This is a genomic window from Thermonema rossianum DSM 10300, from assembly GCF_000426825.1.
GTDB lineage: Bacteria > Bacteroidota > Bacteroidia > Cytophagales > Thermonemataceae > Thermonema > Thermonema rossianum.
Window position 1 is genome coordinate 1 of record NZ_AUGC01000021.1, and the last position, 15,592, is coordinate 15,592.

At 49.6% G+C, this 15,592-nt stretch carries 14 protein-coding genes and 1 tRNA gene; 12 read left to right on the top strand and 3 right to left on the bottom strand.

The annotated features are described in order from the left end of the window. Nucleotides 1-30: 30 nt before the first annotated feature. From K384_RS11450 to K384_RS11475, 6 genes are all read left to right on the top strand, one after another. Complete coding sequence (locus tag K384_RS11450; RefSeq protein WP_262509247.1) at nt 31-1,185, top strand: Ig-like domain-containing protein; 1,155 nt, start codon at nt 31-33, stop codon at nt 1,183-1,185. A gap of 4 nt (nt 1,186-1,189) precedes the next feature. Then, nucleotides 1,190-2,137 (top strand): PorP/SprF family type IX secretion system membrane protein, encoded by a 948-nt coding sequence (locus K384_RS11455; RefSeq protein WP_051633361.1) that lies wholly within the window; start codon nt 1,190-1,192, stop codon nt 2,135-2,137. 22 nt (nt 2,138-2,159) lie between these two features. After that, nucleotides 2,160-4,097 carry an OmpA family protein gene (locus K384_RS11460; protein WP_038032541.1) on the top strand — a complete coding sequence of 646 codons (1,938 nt, stop codon included), beginning with the start codon at nt 2,160-2,162 and terminating at the stop codon, nt 4,095-4,097. A gap of 239 nt (nt 4,098-4,336) precedes the next feature. Further along, nucleotides 4,337-5,482 carry a hypothetical protein gene (locus tag K384_RS11465; RefSeq protein ID WP_157630152.1) on the top strand — a complete coding sequence of 382 codons (1,146 nt, stop codon included), beginning with the start codon at nt 4,337-4,339 and terminating at the stop codon, nt 5,480-5,482. Nucleotides 5,483-5,641: 159 nt separating this feature from the next. Next, nucleotides 5,642-6,508 (top strand): UDP-2,3-diacylglucosamine diphosphatase, encoded by an 867-nt coding sequence (locus K384_RS11470; RefSeq protein WP_038032545.1) that lies wholly within the window; start codon nt 5,642-5,644, stop codon nt 6,506-6,508. A 5-nt stretch (nt 6,509-6,513) separates the two neighbouring features. Beyond that, nucleotides 6,514-7,656, top strand: coding sequence for a glycosyltransferase family protein (locus K384_RS11475; protein WP_051633362.1), 1,143 nt, complete (start codon nt 6,514-6,516; stop codon nt 7,654-7,656). On the opposite strand, the gene pyrE is transcribed toward K384_RS11475, so the two are convergent. Then, nucleotides 7,601-8,239, bottom strand: a complete 639-nt coding sequence (gene pyrE / locus K384_RS11480; protein WP_038032548.1) for an orotate phosphoribosyltransferase — start codon at nt 8,237-8,239, stop codon at nt 7,601-7,603. The genes K384_RS11475 and pyrE overlap by 56 nt on opposite strands. Before the next feature lie 117 nt (nt 8,240-8,356). Here pyrE and K384_RS11485 point away from each other — a divergent pair, with 117 nt between their 5' ends. From K384_RS11485 to K384_RS11495, 3 genes are read left to right on the top strand one after another with little or no spacing between them, the layout of a single operon-like run. Beyond that, the gene (locus K384_RS11485; protein ID WP_038032550.1) at nt 8,357-9,112 is read left to right on the top strand and encodes a hypothetical protein; all 756 of its coding nucleotides are present in this window, start codon (nt 8,357-8,359) and stop codon (nt 9,110-9,112) included. Beyond that, the gene (locus tag K384_RS11490) at nt 9,109-10,416 is read left to right on the top strand and encodes an anthranilate synthase component I family protein (protein WP_038032551.1); all 1,308 of its coding nucleotides are present in this window, start codon (nt 9,109-9,111) and stop codon (nt 10,414-10,416) included. Before K384_RS11485 ends, K384_RS11490 begins: the two co-directional genes overlap by 4 nt. A gap of 51 nt (nt 10,417-10,467) precedes the next feature. Continuing rightward, a complete protein-coding gene (locus tag K384_RS11495; protein WP_038032553.1) occupies nt 10,468-11,784 on the top strand; it encodes a DUF1015 domain-containing protein in 1,317 nt (438 codons plus the stop codon). Between the two features lie 470 nt (nt 11,785-12,254). Here the strand turns inward: K384_RS11495 and K384_RS11500 are convergent. Next, nucleotides 12,255-12,338 (bottom strand) — tRNA-Leu (locus K384_RS11500). A gap of 167 nt (nt 12,339-12,505) precedes the next feature. After that, nucleotides 12,506-12,802, bottom strand: coding sequence for a putative quinol monooxygenase (locus K384_RS11505; RefSeq protein WP_038032554.1), 297 nt, complete (start codon nt 12,800-12,802; stop codon nt 12,506-12,508). A 109-nt stretch (nt 12,803-12,911) separates the two neighbouring features. Here K384_RS11505 and K384_RS11510 point away from each other — a divergent pair, with 109 nt between their 5' ends. From K384_RS11510 to K384_RS11520, 3 genes are all read left to right on the top strand, one after another. Next, the gene (locus tag K384_RS11510) at nt 12,912-13,895 is read left to right on the top strand and encodes a PhoH family protein (protein ID WP_038032556.1); all 984 of its coding nucleotides are present in this window, start codon (nt 12,912-12,914) and stop codon (nt 13,893-13,895) included. Nucleotides 13,896-13,969: 74 nt separating this feature from the next. Beyond that, complete coding sequence (locus K384_RS11515) at nt 13,970-15,046, top strand: Mrp/NBP35 family ATP-binding protein (RefSeq protein ID WP_038032558.1); 1,077 nt, start codon at nt 13,970-13,972, stop codon at nt 15,044-15,046. Nucleotides 15,047-15,103: 57 nt separating this feature from the next. Next, nucleotides 15,104-15,346, top strand: coding sequence for a NifU family protein (locus K384_RS11520; RefSeq protein WP_038032560.1), 243 nt, complete (start codon nt 15,104-15,106; stop codon nt 15,344-15,346). Nucleotides 15,347-15,592 lie beyond the last annotated feature (246 nt).

Genomic DNA, 15,592 nt, shown 5'->3' on the forward strand with positions numbered 1-15,592 from the left:
GACGATGACGGTGCTTGTGCAACTGCGACCTTGAACATCACGGTGAACCCTGTAAACGATGCGCCCGTTGCCGTAGATGATGTGTTGACAGTGAATGAGGACACGCCGGGCAGTGGGGATTTGAGTCCGAACGACAGCGATCCGGAAGGCGATCCTTTGACCTACACTTCGGGCACGTTCACGACAGCGCAGGGTGGTACGATCACCATCAATGCTGATGGCACTTACACCTACACGCCTGGGGCGGATTACAACGGTCCGGACAGCTATACTTATACCGTATGCGACAATAACGGGGAATGTGACACAGCGACTTTGACCATCACGGTGAACCCTGTAAACGATGCGCCCGTTGCCGGCGATGACAATGCTACGGTTTTAGAAGACACACCCGTGAGTGGCGATTTAAGCACGAATGACAGCGATCCGGAAGGTGATCCTTTGACCTACACTTCGGGTACGTTCACGACAGCGCAGGGTGGTACGATCACCATCAATCCCGATGGTACTTATACCTACACGCCGCCTGCAGGTTACACGGGTACCGATTGCTTTACCTATGAGGTGTGCGATAACAACGGTGCGTGTGCTAATGCTACGATTTGCATAGAGGTGACACCTAATCAGCCGCCCGTTGCAGAAGATGATACGGCCACAACTGTTGTGAATACACCGGCAAGCGGTACGGTAGCAGACAACGACAGTGACCCGGAAGGTGATCCTTTGACCTACACTTCGGGTACGTTCACGACAACACAGGGTGGTACAATCACCATCAATCCCGATGGTACTTATACCTACACGCCGCCTGCAGGTTACACGGGTACCGACTGCTTTACCTATGAGGTGTGCGATGATAATGGAAATTGCTCGAATGCAACGCTCTGTGTAGAAGTGGGTGACAACACAACCGTAGTAGTGCCTCCTGCTATTACCCCCAATGGCGACGGTATTAACGATACTTTCTTCATTGAGGGAATACAAGGCAAGCGTGCAACCTTGCGCATCTTCAACCGTTGGGGCAATGTGGTATATGAAAATGAAGCCTATCAGAATGATTGGGATGGGCGCTCCAACAAAGGCATTCGCATTGGCGAGAATCTGCCTGACGGTACTTACTTCTACACCATTGAAGTTCCTGAATTAGGAGTACGTAAAGCCGGTTATATTACCTTAAAACGATAATGTCATGAAACTGAAGAGCATCAATATGAAAACCATTATGCTCTCCGCCCTGCTTCTGGCAGGGTGGGGCAGCCTCCGGGCTCAGCAAGACGCCATGTTTACACAATATATGTTCAACATGTTGGCTATCAATCCGGCTTATGCCGGTAGCCACGATGTGGTTAGCTTTACGGGCCTGTTCCGTAAGCAGTGGGTAGGCATAGAGGGCGCTCCCACCACCGCTACCTTATCCGCTGATTTCCCTTTGTGGAATGAGCGCTTGGGTGGAGGAGTCAATATTGTGCATGATCAAATAGGGGTTATGCAAACCACCGGCTTGTATGCTTCTTATGCCTATAGAATCAAATTTTCCGAGAAAGCCCGTTTGTCTATGGGCTTACAGGCCGGAATGAGCTATTTTGTAGCCAATTACCAGGATGCACAAAGCACCAATTATTATGACCCCGCTTTGGCAAGCAACGTTACCCGGGCACTTCCCAACGTGGGTGCCGGCTTGTGGTACCATACCGACAAGTTCTTTGCCGGCTTTTCTGTGCCTCATCTGCTCAACAACTCCCTTACCGAAAACCAATCTTTGAATGCGGGTGGAGCAGATGAAGCCCGGCAGTACCGTCACTACTTCTTCACCACAGGATATGTCTTCGACCTGAGCCCGGTAATCAAGCTCAAGCCTTGGATATTGGCAAAGTCGGTAGAAGGTGCTCCTCTGCAGTTTGATTTGAATGCCAATGTATGGTTTCATGAAAGAGTTGGGGTAGGGGTATCTTATCGTTCGGGCGACTCGGTTGATGGTTTGTTCCAATTTCAATTGAACAACCAGTGGTTGCTGGGCTATGCCTATGACTACACACTTTCTAACCTGGGACGCTACAATACCGGTTCGCATGAATTGATGCTACGTTATCAGTTCTCTACCAAGAAAGACAAGATTATTTCGCCTCGCTTCTTTTAAAAAAACCTAAATCACACTGACCATGACCATGAAGAAATATATGAGTGTCATAGGGCTGTTATTTTTGCTACTATTCGGACAGACCCTTTTTGCCCAAAGCAGAAAAGAGAAAAAAGCAGCAAAAAAGTTCGAGAGTTTTCATTATAAAGAAGCTCTTGAGGATTACTTGCAGATTTATGAAAGCGGCAATCAATCCGAAGAGGTGATCCGTCGCATAGCCTATTGCTATAAACAACAGCATATGCCACAGGAAGCAGCAGCGTGGTATGCCCGTCTTTTCGAAAAGTATGAGGGAGAGCCCGAAGATATGCTGGCTTATGCCGAAGCACTCTCTGCCTTAGAGCAATATGAGGCAGCCAAAGAGTGGTACAGACGCTACTATGAAGCTTCTGAGGACCCTTCCGCTCAACGCTACATAGAAGCTTATGAGCATTTGCCTTATTTCTTTGCAGATTCCTCTAAATACGAGCTGAAAGCAGCGGACTTTAATACCGAGTATGACGAGTTTTCACCGGCATTCTTTAAGCAAGGCATTGTGTTTTGTTCTAATCGTGTTATGCAGGTGACCGGCTCCGGCAAGCAGTTCAAATGGGATGGAACGGCCTTTCTTGACTTGTATTTCTTTGAAAATGGCAAAGTGCGTCCTTTACATGCCGAACTAAACTCTCCTTTCCATGAAGGTCCGTTGGTCTTTACCCGCGATGAAAAAACGGTGTATTTTACCCGTAACAACTACTTCGATGGCAAGTATAAGCAAAGCCATGATGGCATCAACAAACTGAAAATATTTATTGCCGATGTGGACGCCAACGGAAACTTTAGCAACTTGCGCGAGTTTGCTTATAACAGCGATGAGTATTCTGTGGCACACCCCGCTCTATCGCCGGATGGAAATACCCTGTATTTCTCATCAGATATGCCGGGGGGGCATGGGGCTTCCGACATTTACCGCTGCCGGAAAGAAGGCAACAGCTGGTCAAAGCCTGAAAACTTAGGGGCTGTGATCAATACCCCCGGGCGTGAGTCTTTCCCCTTTGTTGACGATGAAGGACGCCTGTACTTCGCCTCTACGGGGCACGGCGGTTTGGGCGGACTGGATATCTTTGTGTGCGAACCTGACGGAAACGGTGGCTTTAAAGAGCCGGTAAACTTAGGATATCCTATCAATACCAGCCAGGATGACTTTGGTTTCATTTACCGCCCTTCGCAGAAGACCGGTTATTTCAGCTCGCGCAATCGCCCCTATGGCGCCGGAAGAGACGATATTTACTTCTTCCGTGTTAAAGACGGGCAACATTCACTGACCGACAAACCCGTGTTGGTGGTCATGCATCCGCAGGTCATAGACGCATGGAGTGGCGAGCCCATTGCGCAGGCTCAACTGTCTTATATTGAGCAAAATACCGCCAAAGAAACCCCCTTGCATGCAGGCGATACCTTGCGTTTGTATCCGGGCACGTATATGCTGAAAGCTGGGGCACCCAATTATGAAAGCTATGAGCAAACCATTGAAATAGCGAAGGAGCCCGGCATGCAAGCTTATGACCGGACGGTGGCGCTACGTCCCAAGGTGATCATATACAACACCTACTATCCCTATAACCGTTGGGATATCACGCCCGAAGCAGCCCGGCGCCTCGAAGAACTGGCCGCTTTGATGAAAAAATATCCGGAGTTTCAACTGCAAATAGAAACCCACACAGACAAGCGCGCTTCAGACAAGTACAACGATTGGTTATCGGAAAAGCGTGCCCAGGCAGCAAAACAGTTCTTGGTAAAGGCGGGTGTGCCCGCAGAACGTATTCTCACCGTTCCGGCAGGGGAGCGTAAGCCGGTTGCCGATTGTGAGGCGTGCGACAAGAAATCGCATCAACTGAACCGCCGTGCCGAATACCTGTTGAAAGGGTATAATACGGAAATTCGCTCGCAGCAACCTGAAAACATTCCCGTTATGGAATAATAAAGAAAAATAAAAAGCACCAAAAAACCTGAAAAGGCAGCTCCGGAGCTGCCTTTTCAGGTTTTGTTTGATGACTGCTGCAGGGATGGACAAAAAAGTAGGAGAAAAATTTGGATTTTTTTTTTGCTACAATAGCAATGCAAACCAAAACCACAACACATATGAAAAATTTTAAAAGCCTTACTCGCAGCTTTTTTATGCTCACAGGAGCAAGCTCTACCGTTAAAAATTATAAAGTCATGCTGAAGCATTTTACTTTTCCTTTGGTAAGCCATCTCTTTTTATGCCTCTTTTTACTTTCTTGCAGTGCACCGGCAGGCAAGGAACAGGAGCATGCACAAACGCTAAAATGGCGTTCAGCTGCTACTTATGTGATTGAGGAATCTAACTTGTTGCCCGAAGATCAACGGGCAGGGCGTTTTCTTTTGTTTAGAAACCCCCGGGCTCAAAGCATCGTCGTGTTTGATTTGGAGAAACGGAAAACCTATGCTTTTAAAAAGCAAGGCAACGGACCCGGTGCCTATCAATTCCTTTTTCAAAACATTGGTTTCTTTAATGACACCTTAGTGGCAGTGTCTAATATTTCAGAACTCTTGCTCTATGACTACCGGAAAGGCGATTTTGTAACTTCCATACCCATAGAGCGCAAGCGGCAAACTTTCGCGCCGCTTCTGTTGCCGCGTACCGTAGGGCAGCAAATAATAGCCATCGACCCGCCACAGGGCAAGTGGAGTGACTCGCAGCTGTATCAGCAAAGCACCCCTTACATATGGGCTTATGACCTGTCCACAGCGCAGACCCATTGGTTGGGAACGTTTCCTGAAGAGGGCAGTTTGCTTAAAGGCGGAAAGCTCTACTACCGGAATGCCGGCTTGCATTTGTTCGACGGAAACGACCGCTATCTGTATGTTGTGCCGGTAGGCGAGCCTTTATTGGTGATATTTGATTTGCAAAGCAAACAAAAGGTGGCAGTAGAACAACTACCGCTCGATGCCTTCTTTGTGCAGACTTATAAGACAGGGAATCCTGAATTTGTTATAAATGATGATGCTGACACTTACCTGACAAGCCGCTTCGTGCATGTGCAGCTGTTAGGGAAGGACACATTGGCGCTTATTTACCGTAAAGCGTACACTAAGGACAGGCTGCAACAATTTATACAAGAGCATCCGGGCTTCCCCAAAACAGACTTGCCGCCTTTGACTTACCGTTTGGCATATTACCGTCTGTCTGACAAGCAGCTACTCATGGATGTGGACTTGCCTTCGGAAATAGATAAGCCGGTGTCACTGCTGCACACCGGCGACTTATTGGCCCTGCTGCCCCCTACAGAAGAGTCTGAACAGAAAAACCGCAGTGTTTTGAAGATGTACACATTGGAATAATACGAAGCCGTTTGAACAAACAAAAAGGCAGCTCTCCGGAGCTGTCTTTTTTATTTCTTAACAATCACGCCTTTATTTTTAACAAAATGCTAAAGGCTTTCTCATGATGGGATGATACGACAACTTTACTTTTGCTTTTGAACAAATGAGTACTTCGTTATGGGAAAGCCTGCCAAGCAACACTTTAAAACCATCGTGATTTCAGACGTGCACCTGGGGGCTTCGGGCTCTAAGTCAAAAGCTTTGGTGCGCTTTCTGAAACAGTGTAGCTGTGAAACACTGATTTTAAACGGCGACATCATCGATGGCTGGCAGTTGAAACGCTACGGACGCTGGCATAAGCGGCACACGCGCTTTTTCAAGGCTGTGCTGCGCATGATTGAAAAGCATAAAACCAAGGTCATTTACCTGCGTGGCAACCACGATGACTTCTTGGATCAAATCCTGCCCCTGCATATTGGAAACCTGTCTATTTTGCGCGAATATGTGTATGAAAGCCACGGGCGCCGCTTCTATGTCACCCATGGCGACGTGTTCGACACCATCACCTCCAACCTGCGCTGGCTTGCCAAGTTGGGCGATATAGGCTACTCTTTTTTACTATGGCTCAACAAAAAATACAACCACTACCGCGCCAAGCAGGGATTGCCCTATTATTCCCTTTCTCAAAAAATAAAAAGCAAGGTAAAAACCGCGGTCAACTACATATCTGACTTTGAAGAGCAGCTGGCTGCTTTGGCAAAAAGCAGGGGATGCGACGGCGTGATTTGCGGGCATATTCACCAGGCAGCCATTCGCACCATAGACGGCATACTCTACATGAACTCCGGCGATTGGGTGGAGTCGCTTACTGCACTTACCGAAGACGAGCAAGGGCATTGGCAAATTTACCGCTTTGCCGATGAGAAAAGCATGGCAAAAGAGGTAATGCAGGAAAGTGTGGATGAGCTCGACGACTTGGACGAAATAGAGTCTTTTTATGTGGCCACCTGGCTGGATAAAATGACTGCCAACTCCAAGTTTTAACCACCATGGCGCGTTTCTTATTTGTTGTGCAAGGCGAAGGCAGGGGGCATATGACACAAGCCTTAGCCCTGCGCAGCCTGCTACTGAAAGCCGGTCACTCAGTGGTGGCAGTCTTAGTGGGCAGGGTAGAAGGGCGCACCCTGCCTGCCTTTTTTACCGAAGCCTTGTCGGAACCTCTGCATCAGTTCGACAGCCCCAACTTCGTAAAAGACAAAGAAAACAAAGGCATTGCCTGGGGGGCTACTTTTTCGCATAACCTGTGGCAAGCAGGCCGCTTTTTGCACAGCGCCCGTCAAATACGGCAATGGGTGAAGCACTACCGTCCCGACCTGATTGTGAATTTTTATGATTTGTTGGCCGGCATAGCGCATGGACGCCGTTCTTTGGGCGTTCCTATGGTTTGCATAGGGCATCAATACTTGCTCGAGCACCCGGACTTTCGCCATCCGCACTGGGGACTCGACCGCCTGGGGCTTACCCTCAATACGCGCATGACTGCCCGTGGGGCCTCGCTTCAGCTGGCCCTTTCTTTCGACGACGCCTATGCCGATACCCGGAAGATAAAGGTGGTGGCTCCTTTGCTTCGCTCCGAGCTTTATGAGCTGCAGGTAAGCGACGGCGACTTTATTTTGGCTTATGTGAACAATGCCGGTTATGGAAAAGAAATCATCGAATGGCAGCGGGCACACCCTCATATAAAAGTGCACTGCTTCTGGGACCGGAAGGGGGAGCCCAAAACTTACACGCCCCAACCCAACCTTACGCTGCACCAACTCGACGGCACTCTTTTCTTGAAAATGATGGCTTCATGCCGTGCCTTGGCTACCACGGCCGGCTTTGAGTCGGTATGCGAAGCCATGGTGCTGGGCAAGCCTGTGCTGATGGTGCCTATCCGCGGGCAATATGAGCAGCAATGCAATGCCCACGATGCCTTGCGTGCCGGCGCCGGTATTTGGGCAAATAGCTTTGACTTGGGGCGCCTTCTGGATTATTTGCCCAGACATCAAGCGCGGATAGAAGAAACCCGTGCATGGCATGCACGGGGGCGGCAAAAGTTATTGCACCTGTTAGAACAGGCAGCCAGGCAGCCTTCTATGGTTGCCAACGGTCCGGTGTCAGGCGCCAACGGTTCAGCAGCTCACGGGTAGCCTCATCCATGCCTTGATGGCGCCCGTATGCCTCAATGATATGCCGGTAATCGGTCAGTGTATAGTAGGGTACCTTGGCCTGCTCGAAGGCTTCACGGGCATGTTCAAAGCCGTAGGTTACCACGGCCACAACCCCCAACACCTGCGCGCCGGCAGCACGCAAGGCTTCTACTGCTTGCAGACTGCTGCCCCCCGTTGAAATGAGGTCTTCAACTACCACGATGGCTTGCCCTTCATCAAAACGTCCCTCAATTTGGTTGCCCATGCCATGCTCCTTGGGTTTGGAGCGCACATAACAAAAAGGCAAATTCAGCGCGTCGGCTACCAAGGCACCTTGCGGAATGCCGGCAGTAGCCACGCCGGCAATGCCTTCTGCTTGAGCAAAGTGTTCGCGAATAAGCTTGACCAGCCCTTCTTTTATTTCGCTGCGCAAAGAAGGGTAGGAGAGGGTCAGGCGGTTGTCGCAATAAATGGGCGACAGCCAACCGGAACTCCACCGGAAGGGCTCATGCGGACGTATCTTAACGGCACCTATACGCAACAATTCCTCCGCAATGCGGGACGAGAGTGTTTGTGAATCCATGCTTTTGTGTTTTGCTCGTTGGCGACAAAAGTACTAAAAAAAGCACTTGCTTCGGTGTTATTTTGCCTTACGGTGTATCTTTGTATGCCTTCGGAAAATAATTCTGCAAAACCGCTTATGATAAAAAAAGCTGTTACACTGTGCATTTTTGCGCTCTTACTTGTTTGTTTGTTTGCCTGTGAAGTATCTTTTGACCGGGTTACCAAGGTGGCTACTTTGCGGGTATTGCGTGCCAACCCGCGGGATATCAGTTTGCGGGGCGCTTTGGTAGATGTCAGCCCCGGCGATACCATCGTAGAGTATGGTTTCCTGCTGAGTATCGACAACGACCCGGCAGCCGTTACGCCCGATACAGTTCTGCGCTTGGCACAAGGAAGCTTTGTTGAGCCTGCGCTATTTAGTAAAAACTTTCCTGTGGCTGCGCTCATCGATGCCGAAGAAAAAGCCATGATTGCCCGTGCCTATGCAGTGAAATCTTCGGGCGAGCTTTTATTGGGCGAGCCCGAAGCCTATGTGCTTTCTTTTGGCTTTGTGAATAATGTCAATTTGACAGCCACCTCGCTAAGCTTTGATATGGTGCTTTTCTTTGGCGATTCCTGTACCAATTATGTCACTGATTTGGTAGGGGTGCGCTACGGAGTACTGTTGGGCAGCCGGCGTGAAGTGACCCTGCAAAACGCCCTTGACAGGCAAGAATTTCAAATGGGTAGTAATGTCCTGACCGCCTGTGCAAACGCTACGCCCATAGTCAATCAGGTGGTTTTTGATGGGCTGCAGCCCGGAGCGCTCTATTTCTTGCGTTTCTACTGGATTGGTCCGCTTGGGGTGGTTCACTATGGGGAATCGTATCCGTTTGTAACTCTGGAGCAATGAGCAATATAAGAGACGCCTCAATAGAACCATTGCTTTGCAATTACGCTTGGCAGGACTTGCTTCAGGCAGCCCATGGTTTTGGATATAGCCTCTGCACTTTCCCCAATGAAACAGAAACACCGGCTTATCCTCATGGTCGTTTCCGGGCACTGTTGGCAGTGGGCGCGGTAGAAACCATATTGATAGAGCGTGTTTCTGCCGGGCAACTGCATGACTTGAAAAGCCGCTTGGCCGGGGCATGGTGGTTTGGTGTTGTTGCCTATGATGTAAAAAATGCCTTCGAGCGCCTGCATAGCCACAACGAAGACTTCTTGTCATTGCCGGACCTCTGTCTTTTCCGCCCGCAATGGGTTTTCGAGCGGCGGGGCGACAAAGTGTATTGTTTAAGTGGCGACCCGGAAGCATTTTGGAGCCAAAGTGCCCGGCAGCATTCTTTGCCTGCCGGCGACATGCCCCCCGCCAAAGTGGGCAGGATATACAGCACGGTGAGCCGCCAAGATTATGAACGGACAGTAGAAGCCATTCGCGAAGAAATACGCAATGGCGAGATTTATGAAATGAACTATTGCATTGAGTTTCGTGCAGAGGATGCCCGCTTGCATGCACCTTTCAAACTGTTTGAAACACTGAATCAACGTTCGCCCATGCCCTTTGCGGCTTTTGCCCGCTTGGGCGATTACTATGTGCTTTCTGCCTCGCCCGAGCGTTACATGAAGCGCCAAGGCAGCCGTTTGATTTCGCAGCCCATTAAAGGAACCGCACCAAGAGGAAACACACCGCAGGAAGACGAACAAGTGCGCTGCCGCCTCTTGCAGAGCGAAAAAGAACGTGCCGAAAATATGATGATTGTGGACCTGGTGCGCAACGACCTGGCACGGGTAGGCATACTGGGCACGGTAGAGGTAGAAGAGCTCTTCGGCATTTATACCTTCCGGCGCCTGCATCAGATGGTATCGACCATAGGCGTGGAACTCCCCCCCGAAGCTTCTTTCCTCGATTGCCTAACTGCCACCTTTCCCATGGGCAGCATGACCGGCGCCCCCAAAATCAGGGCAATGGAGCTTATAGAGCAGTACGAAACACAAAAAAGAGGCTGGTATTCCGGCGCTTTGGGCTACATTACCCCCCAAGGCGATTTCGACTGGAACGTATTGATTCGTACCATCTTTTACAATGCCCGCCTGCAGCGCTTGTCGTTTCAGGTAGGAAGTGCCATTACTTACGATGCCTCGCCGGCACAAGAGTGGGCAGAGTGCCTGCTCAAAGCCCGTGCTATGCATGAAGTGTTGCAAGCATATGTATAGTATTTTTTAAATTGCCTGCCTTAATTTTTGAAATCAGAAGTCTTGTTGTTTATGGCAGAAATAAAACCCTTGCGTGCATGGCGCTATCACCCCCGTTTTAGCAAGCAAATAGAAGAATACACCTCGCCGCTGTTTGATGTCATTACCGAAGAGCACCGCCGCATGCTGTACGAAAACCCTTACAATAGCATCCATTTGTCGGTGCCCCGCGATGTGCCCCCTTATGAAAACGTAGCCCGCCGGCTGGAATCATGGAAACAAGAGGGCATTTTGGTACACGACATGGTGCCTGCCATCTACGTGTATTATCAATACTTTTCGTTACCCGGCATCGATAAGACCTTCTGCCGCAAAGGCTTCATTGCCAATATCAAAGCTTATGACTGGGACGAAAGGGTGGTGTTGCGTCATGAAAACACCATACCGCAGTCGGTAGAAGACCGCTTGGAAATGCTGCGGCACACCCGCCTCAATGTGGCACCCACCCACGGGCTCTATACCGACCCGTCGCACCGCCTCGAGCCCCTCATGGATGAAGCCATGCAGGCGCCCCTTTATGAAACCGAAGACTACCAAGGTGTAGTGGACAAGCTGGCGGTCATTCATGACGCCGAAGCCATCCGTTGTTTTATCGATCTCATGCGCGACAAACAGGTTATTTTAGCCGATGGACATCACCGCTATTCGGCTTCTCTGGCATACAGAAAAGAGCGTATGCGCCAAAACCCGCACCACAGCGGGCATGAGCCCTACAACTACCACCTGATGTATTTCACCAATACCGAAGCCGATGATATCCGCATTCTGCCCACGCATCGACTTATTTCAGGTTTAAAAAACTTTGACTTGCAAAGTTTTTGTGTGGCGCTTGAACCTTATTTCACCATAAAACCCGTAGCTGACCCTTACACCCTGCAGGAGGTCATTACGGGCAAACCCTGGGCTTTTGGAGTGATATTGCCCGGACGCTATTTGAAAATCCGCCTGAAGCCCGAACTCGCCGCCAAGGTGGAAGAGCTGGTGCCTTGGGATTTTCCTGCCCTCATCAAACGCCTGGACTTGACTGTTCTGCATGCTTTGGTTATAGAAAACGCCTTGGGCATTCCCGGCAAAGAACAAGCGAAGAGCGAAAACATACAATATACCCGCAGCTTGGGCGAGTGCGTCGATAAAGTGCGCGGCGGGGAGGCACAACTGGCGCTCATCAACCGCGAAATCAGCATAGAAACCGTCAAAGAGGTGTGCTACAGCGGCTATACTTTGCCGCAGAAATCCACTTACTTCTATCCGAAGGTGGTGTGTGGTTTTTTGTTCGGCAGCGTGCACGACGACGAATTCAATGCCCTTGCCGACCGTTTGTTTTCATAAAAAAAGCCCCGGCATTGCTTGCCTCAAGGGGAGGTAAGCCGGGCGTTGTCATCTTGAACGGAGCGCAGCGTAGAGTGTCATTTCGAACCGAACGTAGTGAGGTGAGAAATCTCATCAAGAAACTACGCCACAAAACGTAAAATAGATTTCTCGCTTGCGCTCGAAATGACAAAAGGGTGTGCTCGAAATGGTAAAAGGGAAGGCTCGGCAGTGCGTAGTTTGTCACCTTAAACGAAGCATAAGTGAAGTGAGAAGCTTTATTCTTATCTAACCAAGCCGCATTTTCAGCTTCTTGTCATTTCGAACGAGCGAAGCGAGTGAGAAATCTCAAACCTAATCACACCAAGCCACAAGAGGCAGAGAGATTTCTCGCTTGCGCTCGAAATGATAAAAGCGGGGAGGCTTGAAATGGGAAGAAGGCCTAAAGGGGAAAAAACAAAAAAACCGGTGCTTTCTGCACCGGTTTTGTGTACCCGAGGCGGGACTCGAACCCGCACGGTGTTGCCACCACCAGATTTTGAGTCTGGCGCGTCTACCAATTCCGCCACCCGGGTTTGTGTTTTGTTCTTGGGTTTTCCGTGAATTGGTGTTGCAAATTTAGGCAGCCTTTTGAAAACTGCAAAACTTTTTTGAAAAATTTTTTTGCAAAAAAAGACAAGTGTTTTGTTTTCAGAGCGATAAAAACACATTTTTTTGCTGCTTTTACAACCCTTCCATGGCACTATGGCAAACAGTGGCGCTGTTCCAAGCTCCATGCCTGAGGGCGTTCATTAAAGTATTTCTTTGTTTCGCCCCATACCTTTCGAAAGAGTTCCGATTGGCGATAGGCTTCCAGGGCCGCTTCGTCGCGCCAGTGGCTATAAGTGAAAAAAACAGAAGGTGTATCTTTTTGCTGTAGCAACTCCAGGTGTAAACAGCCGTCAAAGGTGCGGATATGTGCTTTGTAGGTTTCGAAGAGTTGTAAAAAAGTGTCGATATACGCTTCGTCGAAGCTCATGCGGACAATACGAACAATCATGCTTTTTTTCGTGTTTTCTGATTAAACCATTTCCCGGGAATCAAAAATAAAGAATAAATTTGCTTGTGTACTCATATTTTTATTTCCAAAACCTAAAACAGGAGAGCGCTTGATAGAGAAAGTAATTATTTTGGAAAACGTATCCTTGGTTGACTTTTTGGGCGTAGGCAACGCCAATATCAAAGAAATTGCAGCGGCTTTTCCTGCCAGCCGCATCATTTCAAGGGGCAATGAAATCCGCATTCAAGGGCGACCGCCCGAAATCATCAAAATCAATGCTATCATACAGGCTCTTCTGGAGCACTACCACCGCTATGGGCATCTGACTGTTGACAAGGTGCAAACTCTGCTGCAGGAAGACAGCGCCCATGAGCGCAGCCTGCAAGAGCTTGAGGAGTACCGCGACGAAATCTTGTTGTATGGTGTGCAGGGAGCCCCCATCAAGCCGCGCACGCTGAATCAAATGCAACTGGTGAAAGCGTCTTTTGAAAATGACTTGGTGTTTGCCTTGGGACCGGCCGGTACCGGTAAAACCTACATATCGGTGGCATTGGCAGTGCGTGCTTTGAAAAACAAATTGGTCAAAAAGATTATCATTACCCGTCCGGCAGTAGAAGCCGGTGAGCATTTGGGTTTCCTGCCCGGCGACCTCAAAGACAAGGTGGACCCTTATTTGCGCCCTATTTACGACGCCTTGGACGACATGATACCCGCCGAGAAGTTTAAATTTTACGAGGAAAACCGGGTCATCGAAATTGCCCCGCTGGCATATATGCGGGGGCGCACCCTGCACGATGCTTTTGTGTTGCTGGACGAGGCGCAAAACACCACCCCCATGCAGATGAAAATGTTTTTGACCCGTATGGGACCCAATTCAAAAGTGATTGTAACCGGCGACCATTCGCAAATAGACCTGCCGTCGAAACAACGCTCCGGCTTGGTGGAAGCGATGCAAGCCCTGCGGGGCGTGAAAGGCATCGGCTTTGTAGAGCTGACCACCCAAGACGTGGTGCGGCATAAACTGGTCAAGTCTATTATCAAAGCCTATGAAAAATACGAGGGCAAACAGCACAAAGACGGCGAAAACAACTAATACGTTGTTTTTGTTGTAAATTGCACCCTCTTAAAATAAAATACACAAAACACCTTAAATATTCGACCGAAGCCATGATTACAAAAGAAAAAGTGTTGCAAGCATTGAGCACGGTGCCCGAGCCTGACTTAAAGGGGGATTTGGTGTCGCTCAATATGATTCGGGACATCGAGATAGAGGGTAAGCAAGTGCGCTTTACCGTGGTGCTGACAACGCCGGCGTGTCCTTTGAAAGAAAAAATAAAAAGTGATTGTGAAGCGGCTCTGCGCCGTGACTTGGGCGACGACATCAGCATAGATATTCATATGACTGCCGAGGTGGCGCCCTCTGCCAAAGCCCCTTTGATTCAGGGCGTGAAAAACGTGATTGCCATTGCTTCCGGCAAAGGCGGGGTAGGGAAATCTACCGTTACGGCCAACTTGGCAGTAGCCTTGGCTAAAGCCGGCGCGCGCGTGGGTATTGTAGATGCCGACATCTTCGGACCTTCTATTCCCACCATGTTTGGCGTGGAAGGCGAGCACCCGCCCGTGCAAGATATCGACGGTAAGCAATATATCATTCCTGTGCAGGCGCATGGCGTAAAGGTGATTTCCATGGGATTTTTGGCACCCGAAGAAAGCGCCATCGTATGGCGGGGCCCCATGGCAAGCAAAGCCCTGATTCAGTTCTTTGGCGATGTGTATTGGGACGAGCTCGACTACCTGCTGGTTGATTTGCCTCCCGGCACCAGTGATATTCATCTGACTTTGGTGCAGGCTATCCCACTCAGTGGGGCAGTAGTGGTAACCACCCCCCAAAAGGTAGCCCTTGCCGATGCCATCAAAGCAATAGCCATGTTCCGTCAGCCGCAAATACAAGTGCCTATTTTAGGTTTGATTGAAAACATGGCTTATTTTACACCTGCCGAGCTTCCTGAAAACAAGTATTATATATTTGGAAAAGACGGAGGGAAAGTGCTGGCAGAGCGCTTCGATATACCTTTCCTGGGCGAGGTGCCTTTGGTGCAAGCCTTACGCGAAGGGGGCGATGCCGGCACACCCATTGCCATTGAAGAAGAGCACCCCGTAGGCAAGGCTTTTGCCGAAATTGCCTCTACTTTGGCACAGCAGTTGGCAGTGCGTAATGCGCAAGCAGAAGCCGCCACTTCATAAGGAACAGCACCATGCAAAATACTGTTATCTTTGTAACTGACTTATCCGGACAAACCTATGTCTATTCTTGAACGCATAGAAGCTGCACTCGACAACATTCGCCCATACCTGGAAACGGACGGGGGCAACATACGGGTAGTGGAAGTAACCGATGACCTGGTGGTAAAGCTGGAGTTACTGGGCGCTTGTAGCTCTTGCCCTATGTCTTCCATGACTTTTAAAGCCGGGGTAGAGGAAGCTATCCGCAAAGCAGTGCCCGAAATCAAAGCCATTGAAGCGGTGAATGTGCCCATCGATTGAGTGCTTTTGAACAGAAGCAAAAACGAAAAGCGCCCGTGCAGGGCGCTTTTTTGCTGTAGGGGGAGGATTCGAACCTCCACGGGGCGGTTAGGTGCGGCTGTCACGGCACAGACTGCCCGAAAGTACCGGACAGCCGACTTTTTCCCTTATCCCCACCCGCGAGACCGGCGGGCATGGCTGCCGGTTTCATCACCCTACAATTTTTGTTCTTTTGCTTGTTGCAAATATATAACAAACTTTGTTTTT

Bases quoted from the DNA above. Each gene is read 5' to 3' on its own strand.
- K384_RS11520 (WP_038032560.1), top strand. From the start codon at position 15,104: ATGTCTATTCTTGAACGCATAGAAGCTGCACTCGACAACATTCGCCCA.
- pyrE (WP_038032548.1), bottom strand. From the start codon at position 8,239: ATGGATTCACAAACACTCTCGTCCCGCATTGCGGAGGAATTGTTGCGT.
- K384_RS11470 (WP_038032545.1), top strand. From the start codon at position 5,642: ATGGGAAAGCCTGCCAAGCAACACTTTAAAACCATCGTGATTTCAGAC.
- K384_RS11505 (WP_038032554.1), bottom strand. From the start codon at position 12,802: ATGATTGTTCGTATTGTCCGCATGAGCTTCGACGAAGCGTATATCGAC.
- K384_RS11460 (WP_038032541.1), top strand. From the start codon at position 2,160: ATGACCATGAAGAAATATATGAGTGTCATAGGGCTGTTATTTTTGCTA.
- K384_RS11490 (WP_038032551.1), top strand. From the start codon at position 9,109: ATGAGCAATATAAGAGACGCCTCAATAGAACCATTGCTTTGCAATTAC.
- K384_RS11495 (WP_038032553.1), top strand. From the start codon at position 10,468: ATGGCAGAAATAAAACCCTTGCGTGCATGGCGCTATCACCCCCGTTTT.
- K384_RS11465 (WP_157630152.1), top strand. From the start codon at position 4,337: ATGCTGAAGCATTTTACTTTTCCTTTGGTAAGCCATCTCTTTTTATGC.
- K384_RS11485 (WP_038032550.1), top strand. From the start codon at position 8,357: ATGATAAAAAAAGCTGTTACACTGTGCATTTTTGCGCTCTTACTTGTT.
- K384_RS11455 (WP_051633361.1), top strand. From the start codon at position 1,190: ATGAAACTGAAGAGCATCAATATGAAAACCATTATGCTCTCCGCCCTG.
- K384_RS11515 (WP_038032558.1), top strand. From the start codon at position 13,970: ATGATTACAAAAGAAAAAGTGTTGCAAGCATTGAGCACGGTGCCCGAG.
- K384_RS11475 (WP_051633362.1), top strand. From the start codon at position 6,514: ATGGCGCGTTTCTTATTTGTTGTGCAAGGCGAAGGCAGGGGGCATATG.